This window comes from Streptomyces sp. NPDC096040 (assembly GCF_040303265.1).
Lineage (GTDB): Bacteria > Actinomycetota > Actinomycetes > Streptomycetales > Streptomycetaceae > Streptomyces.
Genome location: NZ_JBEOTA010000014.1, coordinates 131962 through 148774 on the forward strand (window position 1 = coordinate 131962; position 16813 = coordinate 148774).

Consider the following 16813-nt stretch of genomic DNA (forward strand, 5'->3'; position numbering starts at 1 on the left):
AGTCGGTCACCGCCTATGAGCCGCTGCTGACGCTCGCCGGCTCGGCCGCCGCCTCGCCAGCCGCCCGAGGGCGCGCGATATGGCGGTCGCGCACGCTGACGATCCCGCCGAGCAGCGCCATCCCCAGGCAGCCGAGCACGATGACGGTGGACGACGCCTTCAGCATCGACAGGCCCGACCCGGTCAGCAGGACGACCAGGGCCCAGCGCAGCGCGCCTCCGGCGACCCGGCTGGAGATGACGGAACCGAGCAGCACGCCGGGGATGGCGCCGATCAGGAGGGTCGCGGCCAGACCCAAATCGGCGTCGCCGACGAGCAGATGGCCCAGGGCCGCGGCGGCCACCATGGGGATGGCCTGCACCAGGTCCGTACCGACGAGATGGTTCGCCTTGAGGCGCGGGTGGGCCAGCATCAGCATCACGATGATCAGGGAGCCCGAGCCGACCGACGTCATCCCGACGATCACCCCGCCCACCAGCCCGATGAGCAGCGTCGCCACCGGCCGTACCGGAACATGGGCGTCCTCGGCGTCGGTGGCGGCGCGGCGGCGGTCCAGCCACAGCCGGGTGAGCATGCCGACGACGGCGAGCATCAGCGCCGTACCGACGACGTACTTGACGCGTTGCTGCAGGTCGTCGCCGTCGCCGAGGGCGCGGAGCAGGAAGACACCGCCGAAGGCGGCCGGGACCGCGGTGGGCAGCAGCCAGCGCACGATGTCCCAGCGCACGGTGCCCGCCCGCTGAAACCCGGCTGAAGCCGTGCTGAACCGCCGCGGCCGCAAGCTCTGCCGCATGACGACGACAGACAGCGAACTCGCCATCGCGGCCACCGGGTTGCGCAAGACCTACGGGGACAAGACCGTCCTCGACGGCATCGACATCCGGGTACCGGCCGGCACGATCTTCTCCCTCCTCGGGCCGAACGGCGCCGGCAAGACCACGGCGGTCAACATCCTCTCCACCCTGATCTCGGCCGACGCCGGCCAGGCCCTGATCGCCGGCCACGACATCACCGCCGAGGCCCAGGCGGTACGGGCCGCCATCGGGGTCACCGGACAGTTCTCCGCCGTGGACGGTCTGATCACCGGCCAGGAGAACATGCTCCTCATGGCCGACCTGCACCACCTCTCCAAGAGCGAGGGACGGCGGGTCACCGCCGAACTGCTGGCGCGCTTCGACCTCACCGAGGCCGCGCAGAAGCCCGCGTCCGCCTACTCCGGCGGTATGAAGCGCCGCCTCGACATCGCCATGACCCTGGTCGGCAGCCCGCGGATCATCTTCCTCGACGAGCCGACCACCGGCCTGGACCCGCGCTCCCGGCACACCATGTGGCAGATCATCCGCGAGCTGGTCTCCGGCGGGACCACCGTCTTCCTCACCACCCAGTACCTGGAGGAGGCCGACCAGCTCGCCGACCGCATCGCGGTGCTCAACGGCGGCAAGCTCGTCGCCGAGGGCAGCGCCGAGGAACTCAAGCGGCTCGTCCCCGGCGGCCACGTACGGCTGCGGTTCTCCGACCCGACGGCGTACGAGCAGGCGGCCACCGCGCTGCGCGAGACCACCCCCATCGACGAGGCGCTCGCCCTGCAGATCCCCAGCGGCGGCACCCAGCGCGAACTGCGCGCCATCCTCGACTGGCTCGACGCCGCCGGCATCGAGGCCGACGAGCTCTCCGTGCACACCCCCGACCTGGACGACGTGTTCTTCGCCCTGACGGGCAACCCCGTAGCCGCCTCCGACAAGGAGACCGTCCGATGAGCACCGCCGGCCATGCGTTCCGCGACAACCTCACCATGCTGCGGCGCAACCTCCTGCACGCCCGCCGCTACCCCTCCCTCACCCTCAACCTCCTGCTCACCCCGGTCATCCTGCTGCTCCTCTTCGTCTACGTCTTCGGGAACGTGATGAGCGCCGGCATCACCGGCGGCCACGCGGACCGGTCCGACTACGTCGCCTACCTCGTCCCCGGCATCCTCTTCCTGACCGTGGCCATGACATCGCTCGGCACCGCGGTGTCCGTGTGCACCGACATGACCGAGGGCATCATGGCCCGGTTCCGCACCATGGCGATCTCGCGCACGTCCGTGCTGGTCGGCCATGTGATCGGCAGCGTGATCCAGACGATGATGGCCCTTGTGGTGGTCCTGGGCATCGGACTGGCCATCGGCTTCCGGCCCGACGCGACCCCGGTGGAGTGGATCGCGGCGGTCGGGCTGATGGCCCTGGTCAGCCTCGCACTGACCTGGATCGCGGTCGGTATCGGCCTGGTGAGCCCCAGCCCCGAGGGGGCCAGCAACATCGGGACGCCGCTGGTCATGCTGCCGTTCCTGTCCAGCGCGTTCGTGCCGGTGGACGCCATGCCGGGCTGGTTCCGCTGGTTCGCCGAGTACCAGCCGTTCTCGCCCTTCATCGAGACCCTGCGCGGTCTGCTGCTGGGCAGCGGGATCGGTACGAAGAACGCCGTGCTGGCACTGGCCTGGGGCCTGGCGCTGACCGTGCTGGGCTACCTGTGGTCCAGGGCGCGGTTCAGCCGCGAGCCCCGGCAGTGAGCTCGTGCAGGGCCGCGACCCGCAGTTGATCCCGCCCCAGGGCCGCGTACTCCGACCTCGCGTCGGCGTACGCGGCCCGGTCCGCGTTCTCGGCCGCTTCCCGGGAGCGGGCCAGGGCGAGGCTGGGGACCTCCCGCACCGCCGGCATCCGTTCCGCCAGCGCCACCAGCCGTACGGCCCCGGGGTCGCCCCCGGCCAGCCCGGCGAAGCCGAGAGCGAGCAACGCGGTGCCGTACACCGGCAGTTCGACCAGAGACCTGTCCACCGAAGAGCCCTCCTCCGCAGAGCCGCTCCCGGACGAGCCGGACAGCATTCCGAGCAGCCGTTCCCTCAGCTGCCCGGCCAGGGCGGTCACCGGCTCGAGCCGGCCGTGCTGTGCATGCGCTGCCAGCGCGGCCGACTGCACCATCAGCGCCCAGGGATCCACGAACGGATCGCCCGCGAGCAGCACACTGTCCTCCCGGATCCGCTCGACCGCCCGGCGCCACAGACCGAGCCCGACCTCGGTCAGTCCCCGGGCCAGCGCGATCTCCGCCCGGCCCACCAGGTCGGGAGCGTAGATCCGGGCGGACTCCGGCTGCTGGTCCAGGGCCGCGAGTTCCAGCCAGTACTCCGCCTCGTCGACCTCTCCGCGCTGGAGGCAGGCGAGCACCAGCCCCCAGCGGACGCCGATCGAGTCCGGCCAGCCGTCGAACTCGTCGAGCGTCCGCAGCGCGGCCCGCAGATGGTCGTACGCCTCCTCGCCCAGTTCGGCCTGCATGCACAGTTCGCTGATCCGCCCGTGGCTGAGCAACTGCATGGCCGGGTTGGCGAGTGCCCCCAGCGTCTCGGGCACCCGGCGGGCACACTCCAGCGCCCGCTCCGTCTCGTGCGCGGCTTCCCAGACGTAACTGGCGACGCTCCACGCCGTGCCCGCCAGCAAGGGCGCGTCGGAGGTGCAGAGCTCATGGAGCCGCGCGTACTCCGGCGGGCGGATGTCCGGCGTGGCACACAGCACGAGGGCCATCGCCCGCACGACCGTGTCCGGCGGGGCGGGCGGCAGCCGGCGCAGGGTGACGAGCTGCCGTACGGCGTGCGGGCCGAGGCCCACGAAGAGGGCGCCCGTACACACTGCCGCCGCACTGCGGGCCGTCTCCACGTCCTCGGGACTGTCGACGCCGGGACGGAAACGGGACAGCGGCCCGCCGGTCTCGGTGCACAGGGTGACGAGCCGGGCGTAGCTGGAGTCGGTGACCCACAGGGAGGCCAGTACAGCGGTGACCGCCGCGGCGGCCGGCCCGTCGGCGCGGGCCAGCGCGTACCGCAGGGCCAGGACGAGGTTGTCCTGCTCGGCGCGGATACGGAACCACGCGGGCAGCGGGGCGGGGCGGAACAGCGCGTCGTGGTGGGCGCGCCCGAAGTCCCGGGCCCAGAGCAGGAACCGGTCGGTCACCGTCTCCTCCTCGCCGGCCTCGGCGCGCCGGGCGGCACCGAACTCCCGCAGCGTCTCCAGCATGTGGAAACGCACCCCGGAAGGGCTGTCGCCCACCTTGAGCAGGGACTGACCGGCCAGTTGCTCCAGCAGGGCCAGCGCGTCCCCGCTCTCCCCGAGCAGGCGCTCGGCCGCCTCCTCGGTGAAGCCGCCGGGGAACACCGACAGGGCGCGCAGGGCTGCCTGACCGTCGGCCTCCAGGAGGTTCCAGCTCCACTCGACCACCGCCCGCAGGGTGCGATGCCGCTCGGGCGCGTCCCGGGCGCCGCCGCGCAGCAGCGTGAAACGGTCCTGCAAGCGGCGCGCGATGTCGGCCACGGACAGCACCCGCACCCGGGCCGCGGCCAGCTCCACGGCCAGCGGCAGCCCGTCCAGATGCCGGCAGATCTCCGCCACCTGGTCGGCGGGCAGTTCCACACCGGGCCGGGCGGCCCGCGCCCGCTGCCCGAAGAGCTCGACCGACGTCGCCGGCGACAGCTCCGGCAGGGCGTACACGGACTCCGAGGTCAGCCCCAGCGGAGCCCGGCTGGTGACCAGGACCCGCAGCTCCTTCGACCGCGAGACCAGAGCCTGTACGAGACCGGCGGCGCCGACGACCACCTGCTCGCAGTTGTCCAGCACCAGCAGCGCGGGTCCCGTGCCCAGCGCGGCGACGATGCCGCTCACCGCGTCCCCGCCCCCGCTGAATCGCCCGCCCTCCCCGGCACCGACGGCCGAGGCCACCTCGCCGGCCACGTCGTCGTCGGCGAGGACACCGGCCAGGGTGACGAAATGCACCACGGGCTGCTCGGCCGCCCGGCTCACCGCGTGGGAGACCCGGGTCTTGCCGAGACCGCCCGGTCCGACGACGCTGACCACCCGGAACGTGCGCAGCAACTCGCCCACGGCGGCCACATCCGCATCCCGCCCCAACAGGGGATTCGGCTCGTGCGGCACCCCGTGCCTGACCCTCGGCACGTCCGCCCGTACCAGCACCTGGTGCACGGATCTGAGTCCGGCCCCCGGATCGGACCCCAGCTCGTCCCGCAGCCTGCGGCGATAGGCGTCGTACCGGGTCAGTGCCGCGGCTCGCCCGGCGGTCGCGGCCTCACAGCGCAGCAGCTCCGCCAGCACCTCCTCGTCCCGCGGCAGCTCCCGGGCCAGCGCGGCCAGCGGCGCCGCGGCCTCGGCCGGCCGCCCCAGCCGGGCGAGCGCGAGCGCCCGGGCCCGGACCAGCGCGCGGTGCGCCCGGACCCGCTCGGCGCGCAGCGCCACCACCGGATCGTGCAGGTCCTCGCCCGCACCGGCGCCCACGCTCCCGTCCCAGAGCGCCAGCCCGGCCTCGGCCTGAGCCAGGGCACCTTCGTGATCCCTGGCCCGCGCCCGATTGGCACTGCCCGTTTCGTGCAACAGCAGGGCGGAACTGTCGACCTGCGTCTCGTCCAGCGCCAGCCGGTACCCCGTCGGCGTACTCACGATCAGCTCGGCACCCAGCTGCGACCTGAGCCGCGACACCAGGATCTGCACGGCCTTGCCGGGCCGCTCGGGCAGCTCCTCCGCCCACAGCCCCTCCACCAGCCGACCGGTGCTGCATCCGCCGCGCAGATCCTCCGCGAGCAACGCCAGCAGTCCGCGCAGCCGGGGTGCGGTGATCTCCCGTCCACGACAGGCGACTCGGGGCAGCAGGATCAGCTCGGTGGTCACCCGTGCAGAGTAGTCAGGGGGTGGGAGGAACGGGGGCCGCGATGGTCAGCCGTCGTACCCGTGGGGCGAAGGTGCTCTCCACGTCCCTCTAGAAGGTGCTCTCGACGGCACTCTCGAAGGCCGCGAAGGCGACCTCCTGACGCCACTGGACGGCGGCCTTGGGGCTCGCACCGACCAGACGACGGCACTCCGGGCCTGGCGGACGACCGCCGGGAACCTGCTCGGCCCCCGGAAGCTGTCCGGCGCCCGGAAGTCGCCCGCCGCCCGGAAGTCGCCCGCCGCCCGGAAGCTGTCCGGCGCCCGGAAGTCGCCCGCCGCCCGGAAGTCGCCCGCCGCCCGGAAGCTGTCCGGCGCCCGGAAGCTGTCCGGCGCCCGGAAGCTGTCCGGCGCCCGGAAGCTGTCCGGTGCAGTCGGCCACGGGCCGGTAGCCGTCCCGCGCGGGGTTGCCCCGCCACAGACTCCGGCCGGGGAGGAAGGCGTACTGCAGGGAGGCGCGGGCCAGGTCCTTCAACTCGGGGTACGTCAGGCCGTACGTCTCGGCGGCGTACCGGTACTCGTCGCTGATGTCGATGCGGGAGACCCCTGGATCGTCGGTCGTCAGGACGACGGGCACACGGTAGTGACGGTAGACGGGGAAGGGGTGTTCGGCGCCGCGTACGCCGAGGATCTGGGCGTTGCTGGTGAAGGGGACCTCGACGGCGATCTGCCGGTCGGCCATCGTACGGGCCGTGCGCTGCCAGTCGTCCTCGTGGACGAGGTCGACACCGTGCCCGATGCGGTCGGCGCCCGCGACGCGCACGGCTCCCTCGACATGGAACCCCAGGTCCTCGGGCTTGACGAGCCCGGTCCACAACTCGCCCGCGTGCAGGGTCACATGGGCCCTCGGATACAGGGTGCGCAGGTAGTTCACCATGTGCATCTGCAGGCTGTAGTCGCGGAGCGAGCTGTCCCGGTCCTCGGGTTGGACGAGGTTGACGGCGACGAAGCGGGGGTCGCGTTCGGCCAGGCGCATGCCGAGGGCCAGCTCGGTGAAGACCCGTTCGGGGGAGTCGTCGCGGAAGGCCTGGTAGATCCGGCGCACGGTCAGCCGGCAGCCGGGGCGGGGACCGTCGGTGCCGCAGCGGGCGGTGGCACGGAACTCGGCGTCCTCGTCGTCGGTCTGCCCGCGCGCTTCGTCGACGAGCCCGTCGAGCCTGCCGCCGGCGACGAGCCCGGCGTGGAGTGCGGCGAGGTCGGGGTTCCAGCCGACCTCGTCCGCGAGCCGCTCGGCTCCGTCGGAGGCCGGGTTGACCATGGTCTCCAGATAGAACTGGTGCTGCGCCGCGGCCGTGTCGGCGACCTCGGCGAGCACCTGGCCCGGGTGCCGCGAGGCCACCGGACCGAACTTGTCGAACGTGGCGAAGAAGTGATCGTGACCGAGCTGGTCCGGCGGGAAGTCCTGCATCGACCAGGCACGAATGATCGCGTCACGGAAGCCGAGGTCGGTACGGGCGTCGGCGGCCGGGCGGGCGCCGGGGCCGCACGGCGGTAGGACGGCGGTCAGCGTCGCCGACTCCACACACAGCCCGTCCTCCCCGGCAAGCTCGATCAGATACTCGGTCCTGACCGCACCGAAGAGGTGATTGTGCAGGTCACCACCTTTGGGCAACCGCACGAAGAAGCGCCGTAGCAGCCGCGGTTCATCGTGGATCGACCGCAGATACCCGGCCACACGGGCCTCGGCGCCGGTCAATGGTCGGGACGACGCCGTACCGTCCGCGCGCGCGACCGCGGGCGACGCGGCCGACAGGCACGCCACCAGACAGCTCAGGGCCACGGTCAGGGCAGTGAGTGCCGTCCGGCGGGGGATGCCGGCGGCGTACCGCGAGCCGTCGTAGGTCGTCACGCAAGGATGATCAGCAAATCGGTTCGGCTACGACCGGATGGCCACGCGGCACACACGGCAGCGCCACCCGGGCGGCCGTCACCCGCGTCCGCCGCACCGCAGCGGGCGCTGTGCGGAGACGACGTAGTAGTCCAGCAACCCGTCGCGATAGGCGGGCAAGAAATTCCGCGGCCACTGCACGGGCTGGTCGATCCCAGACAGGAAATGGTCAAGCCCCGGCCAGACATGACCACCGATCGATTCGGCTCGTACGTCGGTCAGGCCGGCGGCGTCCAGGGCGTCGAGCAGGGAGATGAGCGTGTGGGCCATGTCAAGGCCGGACGCGAAGCTGTTCAGCCGGGCGGCCAGTTCCTCACCCACGTCCTCGGCGCCGACCGGCAGGAAGAAACTGCTGACGGCAAGCCGGCCGCCGGGCCGCAGCACACGCGCGGCCTCACGGACGAACGCGGCCAGGTCGCGGAAGTGCTGGACGGCCTCCACGGAGTACAGACGCTCGAACCGGCCCTCCTCGAACGGCATCCTCTCCGCGGCCCCGTGGGTGAAGCGGAGCCGCTGCGGCGCGCGGGCGAGCAGTTCGGCGTTGGCCCGCCGGGCCCGCTCCAGCTGCTCGGGATGGATGTCCAGGCCGGTAACGGAGGCGAACCCGAACTCGTCCAGCGCGAGTACGGCACCGAGCCCGAGCCCACAGCCGACCTCGACGGCATGGGCGTCCGCCCCGTCGAGAGTGCCCAGCACCCGACGGTAGAGATTCCGCTGACTGCGCACCCGGTCCTCGGCGGTCAACGGCCGGTCGAGCGGAATCCCCTCCCAGTGACCGAAGTTGATGAACCCGCCCCCGAACGCCGGTGCGGAACTGAGGTCCTGGGGCCCGTAGACGGCACGCACGGACGGCGCGACGTCGTAGCGGATGTGATCCACACAAGCTCCTGTACACGATGAAAGTGCCACGATGAGAGTGCCACGATGAGTGTGCTCGGCCTCTGGAACGCATCGTGCCCCCGACCGGTCACAGTGGCCAGACCGCCTGCCCCCCCGACCGCTCCGGGCGGGACCCCGGCAGGACCTCTCTCTGCCCGGACACCACCTGGACTCCGGCATCGTCGAGCGCGGCCGGACCGGCCGTGGGGCGGGGCTTCAGGGGGAAAGATGGTCTGGTCACGGATGCGCCGCGGGCGGGCAGGGCCGCCCAACTCCCGCTGCCCGGCCCGTGCTGGGCCCGGCGGCACACCCTGCGCACGGAGCGCCTCCTGATCTACACCCCGGAGACCGCGCTGGACATCGCCGCCGCGGCGTGCGCCGCCTCGGACCCCGAGGCACAGCGCTGGCTCGGTTGGGACAGAGACATCGTGACGGGCACGCGCCTCCGCGAAGCCGTGCTCCAGCTATGTCCCGGTGACACTGATGCCCTTCGTTCGTCCCCGGTGGCCCGGCGCCTGCTTGGCGAGCCCTTCGAACCCCACCCCGACCGGGCAGAGGTACTGATCGGCGTACGCGTGGACGACGGCAGACACGCCAGGGTCACCGCGCTGGAACCCGGCACCGCGCAGATCGGCGGATGGCTGGCTCCCCATGCGCTTGGCCTCGGCCTCGGCACGGAACTGTTCCGGGCCGCCGTACACCTCGGCCACGCCCACCTGGGCCTGCGGACGGTACGGGCGGGACACGAGCCGGCGAACACCGCGAGCGCGCGGGCACTGGCCGGCGCCGGCCTCGTCACGGACGACGGTCCGCCCCGCCACACCTTGCCCGACGGCCGCGAGATCGAACGCACGCCGGCTACGGCACACGGCGACGGGACCGGTCTCCCGCCGCCAGGGCGCGGGACCGACACCACGGGTCGAACCCGCGGAGGGCCGTCAGTAGCCGGAAGAAATCACGTTGCCCGATTGGACGTCAGAACCCGCCTCAGAACCCCCGGATGGCTTCCCCGAAGAGCGCCGCGCGGGATGTCGATCTAGCCTCCGAAATGAGCGCTGAGTGGATCTTTTGGCGGTGCGCTCTCTCGCCCCAAGGAGGAGAAATGAACAGTTTTCGCAAGGTTGCTGTTGCGGCGGCCATCATAAGCGGTGTCAGCTTCGTGGCCATCAGCCCCGCCAACGCCCAGGCTGCGGAACGTATGCAGGGCGGCGGGTGCAGGTCCCACGACCTGAACATCGACATCCTCGGCGAGGTCGGCATCCTCAACGGCCTGGGCGGAGACCTGATCAACGGCGAGGGCGGCCCAGGTGGGCAGTTCACCGACATCGGTTCCGACTGCGATCACGGCAGGTAACCGCCTCGCTCGTGTTCGCCTCGAAACAGATGTCAAAGACCCCGCGCCGTGACGGCGAACTCCAGGGGCTGTTGCACACGTGGTCGTGTTGATCAGGCCTCGAGCAGTTTGCGCAGACGCTCGGCTGGGATTTCCCAGCCGAGCGTTTCGCGTGGTCGGCCTTTGAATTCGGGGCCAGGTGAGCCAGATGGTCGAATGCCCGGACGGACAGGCCCTTAAGCAGGTGGAGATAGTGGCGGCACTGAGGGCACCGGGGCCAATCATGACGGAAAGCCCCGGGCAGGCCCCAGTCGGGGCGGTCACACACTCGCCTGCTCTGATACAGGAAAGAACGCGATCCCGAGTCGCGCGGTGCACAAAGGAGGTTGGCTGCAGACCCTCCGCCCTGACAAGGTAGGAGACTGGCGAGTCGGCGAGGATCTGATCCCGACTTTGTGCCGACACCTGGCGTAGCGTCACCAACCTGAGCGCGAGCGAACCTGCAGTGACGTAGGGCACGTTGGCGGCCACGCCCCCGATAGCGGCCCAGGCCGGCAGCTGTGCCTGGAGATTCATGACGCCGAGGTCGGCTCCGAACTTCAGTCCCTGATGGCTGCCTTGAGGTCGCGCAGCGGCTGCTCAAGCCGCTTCCTCTCCTCTTGATGTCCTTTACGTACCGGAAAGGATGTCCGGATCGCTTACCTGCAGAAGCTCCTCGTGTAGTTCCGCAGCTGCCGCCGATAGCAGATCAGTGAACCTGTCGAACTCGGATGCGTATCTGGTGCGCAGCTCGATGATTTTCTCCACCGGGGCATCGGCGACTGCCTCAGGGACGGGCAGCTCGGCCGCGAGTATCCCGAGGGTGCCCGTCGGCGCCGGGGTCATGGGGTGCCAGTCGAAGAGCTCGGCGGCGTGAAGCCTGTACTGTGCGCCGCTCTGGTCGGTCAGAGGGGTCAGAAACGGGCACTCGCTGCGGCCGAGCCCCCACCCACCCGACAGCGTCGGCCCCAGCAGCCGCCGCGGCCGGCGGGCGAGTACATCTCCGAGCGGGAGGATCGCGAGGGATACCGAATCGGCGGCATCACCCACGTGGCCGACTGCAGCAAGGCGGGCGAGTGGGTCTCCAGCTGAGGGGTGCCGGCGCGGGGACGGGGAAATGCCTCTGGCCGTGCTGACGCATGCTGGCTGCCGATCGCACGAGGCCTCACTCCACATGGCCTTCGTCACTCCCACAAGACAGTCATGGAGGAACTCGGCACCCCGCCCAAACTCATGGGCGAACGGATGGGGACACAAGGACGGCTCGGTGCAGCCCGCTACTCGCACATCACGGCACGGATGAGGAACCGGCTCATGGGCGAACTGACCGAGCAGCGGGAGGGAGCGTTGGCGGCACGGTCTGCCATGCATCCGCGATCACCAGTGCGCGCGCTCGATGCGCTGTTGAGAGCGCGTCAGAGGTGACGTTCGGGGGTCGACTTCCTTGATCCACTCCCCATTCACTCCCCAGAGGCCGCGTGAACGACTCAGGGCCGGTTTCCCGAGAAGGGAAACCGGCCCTGACCTGCTATTTTGGCTGTCGGGGTGGCGGGATTTGAACCCACGACCTCTTCGTCCCGAATAAGGTCCGGGTTTGATCACACCCTGCGCCCCATCACGTATGTGCAGGTCAGGAGGTCGGGTTGAGTTGGTCTAGCTTGGGTTCGCAGAGGACTTGGGAGAAGATCTTCTCCCGGATTTCTCCCAACGCTGGAGCAATCCACGGTTGGTTACGCGCGCGCTCCGGGTCCGTGCTCGCGTAGCTCGCGCATGGCTAGCACAGAGCCGTCCGGGTTCACCGAGACCGGCCCTCCCCAATGGGAGTCCCAGACAGCGTGAGGCCACGCATCGCGACGGGCGTAGACCTCCTTGCGGTACTGATGCACGCGGCCGGCTTCCAGGTGAGTGAAGAGGTCCTCGGCAACCCCGGAGAAGGCCTCAACACGCGTCCTGTTCAGTCGGAAGACGTGGTCGGTGCCCACGAAGGCCGTGCCGAGAATCTTCTGCCGAGCGTCCTGGACACTTCCCGTGGCTGCGTGTGCGAAGCCTGTGAAATGGCGCTGCCCTTGCCGCTTGGTGAGGTATTGCACGGTCGCATCGCCGTCGCCGGCGAAGGCAGTGAGCCCAGCAGCGAGGGTGCGGGCAAGGACGTGCCCGAACCACGCGTGGTGCTGTGGTTGGAGGTGGAAGCCAGGTAAGGGGGTGGGACTCTCGTGTTCCTTCGAGGGGACGACGATCCCCGGGTAGATGTTCGTTTCCTCAACCGGGTGGTCCAAGCTTCTGTGACCAGGATCAGTTGGATCGCGTAACCAGCCGTCCCTCCCCGGGGCCTGCAGACAATGCACCGTGAGGGGTCCGTCTAGCGGAAGTTCCGTGCTGAACAGCAGACTTGGCGTTTCGTTCCAGGCTCCTATGTGGACTGCTTCCACATGAGCCGAAGCAGACGCAAGCTGCGCGTGCGACGCCGGAGGGTTGCTGTGGTTCCCCTTGGACTCGATCGGAAAAACGCGCGAGGGTTCCCCCGGTTTCCACACCTCAGCGAGGAACCGGGGGCGGTACCGATAGCCTGATCGATGCCCTGCATCCCTGCTAGTTAACGCGAAGCCGGCCCGAAGGGCAGTGTCTGCGGGGACGATGGAGACACAGTGATCCGGGTAGCGCCGACCGAGAATCTGAGTGGCCAGCGCGAGAGCAAGGCCTGTCCCCAGTTCGCCAGACTGGAGTGCCTTGTAGTAGTCCGCTGTCTCGCGGCCTTCGGCGGACAACCCCATGTAGGCGCCTTGTTTGCCGATCAGAGCTTGGCTGTACTTCAGGCTGCCCCAGTGCTCTGCAAGACCGCGCCCTGCCCCCCTCCGAGCGAGCGAGATAGCTCGCCCCAACGAGTGCAACACCTGCCATGGAGCCAGCCGGAACGCTTCGATCTGCTCTGCGGGTACACCTTGCAAGGTCGGTTTGCGGCGGAGAGGTTCCAGCTCCTTGTCGTCGCGCTTCTTGTCGTCGTCCGCTGCTGATGCGTCCACTTCGCCACACAGGGCCCTGCTCGAATGAACAGCGATGTGGGTGGGCTGTGCAAGATCCCTGAGTACCTCTGCTGCCGGCTTCATGCTGCTCCCCCTTGGGGTTCCAGACCGAAAGGTGCGGTTGAAGGGGCAACCTAGGTGAGCGATTGCGGGAGCACGCAAGTACGCATGGGCGCACGAGGTCGTTCCTAGCCATGCCTGAGGTTGGCACCAGACCGAAGCCACGCATTACGAGCTGTCCGGGCTTGTTCCGTAGCGGTCCGGGGACGTCCGGCAACGGGTTCGCGTTGCAGGTCAGGCGACGTGCCGGACGTCCACGGACAAGCACGCACCGCACCAGATTGAGCAGCAATCGAGACTAGAACTGAGACTGAGCCCAGCCGCCCGACCCGTCTCCGGTGGCTTTGTTCGCAAGATCCGACAGCGCTTTCACGGCTTCGGGCCGTGCGGGCCCGTGCCCGCCATCCCCCAGTAGGGAAACCAACCCACCTGCCAGTCACACCACGCGATGTTCAGCATTTGAAGCACAACGCCTCTAAAGCAACGGTGTTACACAACAAGAGACGCCATCAAGAAGGGCATTCATCCGACGTGTTGTAGGTATCGCAAATAGTGAACTGCCCATTATACGGGGACTCAAAAAGAGGCTTGCCGGACTTGGCAAGGATCTTCGATTTCACGGTCATCAGAGACCACTCACTGGTGATGTGGATGCCAATTTTTGCACTAGATCCATCCGGCCACTTCAGAGTCAGTATTTTCCAACTCCGGTCAGGAAAAGGAGCTTGATAAGCCTGTACCACTGCGTCACTCTTGAAGTCGTCTTTAGTGATCGTTACACCCGCAGGAACTCGCACAGTATTTATGTTGCAGTAGACACCGCTCGCGGCGGCGCAATTTTCGGGTGACGTGGCCGTGATATCGATTTCGTCAGTGCAGTCGAACTTCGAGCTAACGAAGCAGATGGTGTCGGTATCGGGATCGAATCCTGCTGGAGCCTTGAATGTCGGAGGTTCAGCATTGACAGAGACCGCGGCTGAGTGGCCACTCGTGGCTCTGGAGTGCTGCGCTGCTGGCGCAGTGCCACACGCTACAAGGGACGCTCCAGTCGCCAGGACGGCAAGCGCAATTTTGATCACGCCCACATGTATATGTGTTCGACGCGGCGTGATCAAGCTGCATTGGCTCACCTCAGAGGTCGTCTAGGGATAGTTGGCTATTCTAAGTTGCTCAAATGCACCTCGTTGGCGGGAGGTTGGCCAACGAGGTGCGGCACAACTCGGTTCAGGCAGCAAACGGGAGCCGCTTGGGAGCCGGCGCACGATCAGTGAAGCCGTGATCCGCCGATCTCGGGTACATCCGCAACGCGGCATCGGGGGAGTTGGCTCCCGTCTGCTCGGCTCTGCCTGGAGCAATGATGGAGGGGATAGGAGCACCAGGCACGCCGCTACGGATCCGCAGTCTGGAACGGCCCCTCGCCATCCCGATGTCGGCCGATCCTCTGCCGGAGGCATCGCCGTGGTCGTGGTCGCGCTCCGCGGTGATCGGCTCATGGCCTCCGGCCCTATCTAGGTAGGCGTACGTCGGCGCAGCGGGCGCGGAACGGGTCGAAGGCAGGAGCGCAGCGCAGACGGTGCCGGACCCTCAAAGCCCGTCGATGTTGGCGTTCCTGCTAGGTGTTGACGCCGCCTAGACCCAGGAAAGTTTTACCCTGCGGATCCCATCGCGATCCATAGATCTTGTAGAGCTTACACAGGTCAAGCCAGAAGGCGAGGAGTGTTATCTGCTTAATCAACGCTTCAATGAATACATAGTAAGGCGCTTCCCTGTCTTTGTAGGTTATAAGCCCGTCATGCATCACATAGTCGAACTCTGCATGCGCGATGCTGTTCCTTACGTCCCGACTGAAAGCAGAATTCCAATAATATCGTAGCGCGGAGTGACGATTGAGATAGGCCTCTTTCGTTGCAGCTTTGGCCTTGGTGTACTGGTTAATGTTGTTCACATAGTCGCGAGGCTGCAGGACTCTCGGCGTCCATCCATTTGCATCCTGGGGATCCCGAAGCACCTCCGGTTCTCGCCCCTCTGCAATGTTCTGCATGCGAATCACCAGCGGAAGTATCTGGCAACTCACTTCAAAATTCTGCCTGTACGCGTCACGCAGCGAATCTATGCGACCGACTGGCACTCGCCAATCTGTTGGCACCGATTTCCCGGCCGCGCGAAGGTGGGCGACCGCTAGTGTTGGGAGCCATTCTGCATAGTCGCGCAGAAGACTCAAAAATTGTTCTGCAACCCTCCTGTTTGTGGAAGTAAACTCCGCTGTAGATATCACGGAGTGCGCACATTGAGAGAACTCGGCCTCTCGCTTGAAGGTTCGAGACCACAGCTCATACTTGGCCCTTGGATAGGCCCCCACGGGATCCATCGCAAACATGAGTACGTAAATCAAGCGGTGGAGCTTAGTGTGCCTGTCCAGTGCAGAAGGGTTATCCGGCCAGGCTTCTTCGAAGTTTCGTCGCATTACGGAATCGAGGAGGTCCCATCTCTCTCGCAAATAAAACCCGTATGCATGCTCCAGTCCATCTACTCGTGCCCCGTACAGTCGCACGGTGTTCACAGACTTAAGATATGCTTCAAAGTGGTCACCGAATACGTGGTAAGCCGACAGGAAGGGTGAGATTTCGCCGCCATCGGCACTGCTCGGCAAGTCCCCGTAGACCATAACCATTTGGCCCTCGGCTTCCCCGCGCTCGGAAGTGAGTGTGGTGAGTCCTGGCAAGTGAAATTCCGGCAAGCCGCTGCTACCCTCAACGGTCTCTCCTCTGATCGCGGAATAGCAGGTAGGGCACGCCACGGTAAAGAGTTGCCGCTCGCGCACGACGCCCACACGCAAAATAATGGGCACTTGGCACGCAGGGCATTCGATATACGTGCGAAGAATCATGTTTTTGACCTGCTCCGTGAGTAAAATTTTGCGAGAGTGTCCGTCAGAGACAGACAGCCTCTTCCCTGCTTCGTTTCTGCAAAAGAGGCGTAAGTCTAGCGCCGACTTGCGAGATTGTGCTGCCCCGGTTGACAGATGCCTTGTGCGCATGTCATCTGTTCCGCCATTGAGAGTCCTGGAGATGCCCGGCGTCACCGGGTTCTGTCCTCCGCTCGCCGCCCGGATCCTGGCTGGGATTGGGGTAGGTCGGGCTCCCAGCGCTGCCAGCTTTTCTAGAGCTCTGAGCAAGCTTTGAAGATCAGGTCTTCCTGCCCGGGCCAGGCAAGCGCCGCCCCCACGCGATGGCACAGATCAGGCCGGCGAGCGAGGCGGAACGTTCTTCGACGTCAGACTGCCTAAGTCGAGGAGGTGTCAGTGGGCGGGGGCACGACGATGACATGAGGCGCATCTGTCTATGCATCGGGCCTTCTCGCGCTGGCTCGCCGTCGGCTCCGAGGCCGGGCTCGAGCCTCAGGCTGTCCTTGAGGGCCTGCCACCGAGTGGGATGCGTGCGGCACATGGACGTCAGTTGGCCCGACTGTTCTCTCGGACTCCGTCGAGGGAGGTGGCGAATTGAGCGTTGAGGATCCCGGTGGTGGAATGCCCGCTCAGGCGTCGGTTCCGCCGGCCGCTGGCAAGCCTGTGCCGTCCACCCCGAGGGAGACCAGGAAGATTGGGTTGGCCGGGCCCAACTCTCCCCATGGATGCTGAGCGGGCAGGCGCTTCTGGGGTGGGCGACGTTGGCCGCGTTGGCAGGCCCCGTCTGCGAGCGGAAACCCAAGATCGTCTCCCGGATCTCTCCCAGGAGGCTTCAAAAACCACTCAGGGGCCCGACCCGCTAAGCGGATCAGGCCCCTGACCTGGTACTACGGTGTCGGGGTGGCGGGATTTGAACCCACGACCTCTTCGTCCCGAACGCATCAGGGCCCT

General features: G+C 67.6%; 12 protein-coding genes and 1 pseudogene. 5 read left to right on the plus strand and 8 right to left on the minus strand.

The window, feature by feature from the left end; translation table 11 throughout:
• Window positions 1-13: 13 nt before the first annotated feature.
• Window positions 14-727, minus strand: a complete 714-nt coding sequence (locus ABTY98_RS20835; protein WP_502994293.1) for a sulfite exporter TauE/SafE family protein — start codon at window positions 725-727, stop codon at window positions 14-16.
• Window positions 728-791: 64 nt separating this feature from the next.
• On the opposite strand from ABTY98_RS20835, the gene ABTY98_RS20840 reads away from it, so the two are divergent.
• A complete protein-coding gene (locus tag ABTY98_RS20840) occupies window positions 792-1757 on the plus strand; it encodes an ATP-binding cassette domain-containing protein (RefSeq protein ID WP_352222402.1) in 966 nt (321 codons plus the stop codon).
• Window positions 1754-2548, plus strand: coding sequence for an ABC transporter permease (locus ABTY98_RS20845; protein ID WP_352222403.1), 795 nt, complete (start codon window positions 1754-1756; stop codon window positions 2546-2548). The genes ABTY98_RS20840 and ABTY98_RS20845 overlap by 4 nt, the downstream gene beginning before the upstream one ends.
• Here ABTY98_RS20845 and ABTY98_RS20850 read toward each other — a convergent pair.
• From ABTY98_RS20850 to ABTY98_RS20860, 3 genes are all read right to left on the minus strand, one after another.
• The gene (locus ABTY98_RS20850) at window positions 2526-5702 is read right to left on the minus strand and encodes an ATP-binding protein (RefSeq protein WP_352222404.1); all 3177 of its coding nucleotides are present in this window, start codon (window positions 5700-5702) and stop codon (window positions 2526-2528) included. The two genes, ABTY98_RS20845 and ABTY98_RS20850, sit on opposite strands and share 23 nt — an antisense overlap.
• A gap of 88 nt (window positions 5703-5790) precedes the next feature.
• Complete coding sequence (locus ABTY98_RS20855) at window positions 5791-7587, minus strand: adenosine deaminase family protein (protein ID WP_502994294.1); 1797 nt, start codon at window positions 7585-7587, stop codon at window positions 5791-5793.
• 78 nt (window positions 7588-7665) lie between these two features.
• Window positions 7666-8505, minus strand: a complete 840-nt coding sequence (locus ABTY98_RS20860) for a methyltransferase domain-containing protein (RefSeq protein ID WP_352222405.1) — start codon at window positions 8503-8505, stop codon at window positions 7666-7668.
• 203 nt (window positions 8506-8708) lie between these two features.
• On the opposite strand from ABTY98_RS20860, the gene ABTY98_RS20865 reads away from it, so the two are divergent.
• Together ABTY98_RS20865 and ABTY98_RS20870 are read left to right on the plus strand one after the other, a co-directional pair.
• The gene (locus ABTY98_RS20865; RefSeq protein WP_352222488.1) at window positions 8709-9545 is read left to right on the plus strand and encodes a GNAT family N-acetyltransferase; all 837 of its coding nucleotides are present in this window, start codon (window positions 8709-8711) and stop codon (window positions 9543-9545) included.
• A gap of 62 nt (window positions 9546-9607) precedes the next feature.
• Window positions 9608-9859, plus strand: a complete 252-nt coding sequence (locus ABTY98_RS20870; RefSeq protein WP_352222406.1) for a hypothetical protein — start codon at window positions 9608-9610, stop codon at window positions 9857-9859.
• Window positions 9860-10507: 648 nt separating this feature from the next.
• On the opposite strand, the gene ABTY98_RS20875 is transcribed toward ABTY98_RS20870, so the two are convergent.
• Window positions 10508-10927, minus strand: coding sequence for a hypothetical protein (locus ABTY98_RS20875; protein WP_352222407.1), 420 nt, complete (start codon window positions 10925-10927; stop codon window positions 10508-10510).
• 42 nt (window positions 10928-10969) lie between these two features.
• Here ABTY98_RS20875 and ABTY98_RS20880 point away from each other — a divergent pair.
• A pseudogene (locus ABTY98_RS20880) lies at window positions 10970-11302 on the plus strand (LacI family transcriptional regulator); the annotation flags it as partial.
• Between the two features lie 305 nt (window positions 11303-11607).
• Here ABTY98_RS20880 and ABTY98_RS20885 read toward each other — a convergent pair.
• From ABTY98_RS20885 to ABTY98_RS20895, 3 genes are all read right to left on the minus strand, one after another.
• On the minus strand, window positions 11608-12981 hold the full coding sequence (locus ABTY98_RS20885; RefSeq protein WP_352222408.1) for a hypothetical protein: 1374 nt from the start codon (window positions 12979-12981) through the stop codon (window positions 11608-11610).
• A 485-nt stretch (window positions 12982-13466) separates the two neighbouring features.
• Complete coding sequence (locus ABTY98_RS20890; RefSeq protein WP_352222409.1) at window positions 13467-14036, minus strand: hypothetical protein; 570 nt, start codon at window positions 14034-14036, stop codon at window positions 13467-13469.
• 533 nt (window positions 14037-14569) lie between these two features.
• Entirely contained in the window at window positions 14570-15787 is a 1218-nt protein-coding gene (locus ABTY98_RS20895; protein WP_352222410.1) for a hypothetical protein, read from the minus strand.
• Window positions 15788-16813 lie beyond the last annotated feature (1026 nt).